The sequence below is a fragment of the Pseudovibrio sp. Ad26 genome (genome assembly GCF_001623285.1).
In the GTDB taxonomy this organism is placed as follows: domain Bacteria; phylum Pseudomonadota; class Alphaproteobacteria; order Rhizobiales; family Stappiaceae; genus Pseudovibrio; species Pseudovibrio ascidiaceicola.
The window spans coordinates 1-502 of record NZ_LMCE01000144.1 but is presented as its reverse complement, the minus strand read 5'-3'; the positions used below and the strand labels follow the sequence as shown (position 1 = coordinate 502).

General features: G+C 54.2%; 2 protein-coding genes. Both read right to left on the bottom strand.

What is annotated here, in order from left to right; translation table 11 throughout:
• Positions 1-304: prophage tail fiber N-terminal domain-containing protein (locus PsAD26_RS23750; RefSeq protein ID WP_084403818.1), on the bottom strand; the 304-nt coding region annotated here is incomplete at its 3' end.
• Positions 305-368: 64 nt separating this feature from the next.
• Positions 369-502 (bottom strand): Ail/Lom family outer membrane beta-barrel protein (locus PsAD26_RS29175; protein WP_153041570.1); only part of this gene is annotated, 134 nt, incomplete at its 5' end.

Below are 502 nucleotides of genomic sequence, written 5' to 3'. Positions count from 1 at the left end.
CCTCCGGCCGGGCATCATCCTCCGTCATGGCACAGAGAAAATCATTCAGCGTCCCCGGTTGTGAATCTTCATACACGGTGATGGTCCCGGCGTGCGATGGTGGAAAACCGTCAACCTGCAGGATGACACTGTACTGACCGTACTCCACATCCATGCTGTAACGCCCGGCTTCATCCGGATTCTCTGAGCCCACCGTGTTCACCACCACCGTGGTGCTGTTACGTCTGGCTTTCAGCTGAATGGTGCAGTTCTGTACCGGTTTTCCTGTGCCGTCTTTCAGGACTCCTGAAATCTTTACTGCCATATTCACCCCACAAAAAAGCCCACCGGTTCCGGCGGGCTGTCATAACACTGTGTTACCTGGCTAATCAGAATTTATAACCGACCCCAACGATGAATCCGTCAGTACGCCAGTCGCCACTGCCGGAGCCTTCATAAGCAATATCAACAACGACGGACGCTGCCGGATTAGTCTGTATACCTGCACTCCACGCCACTGAGG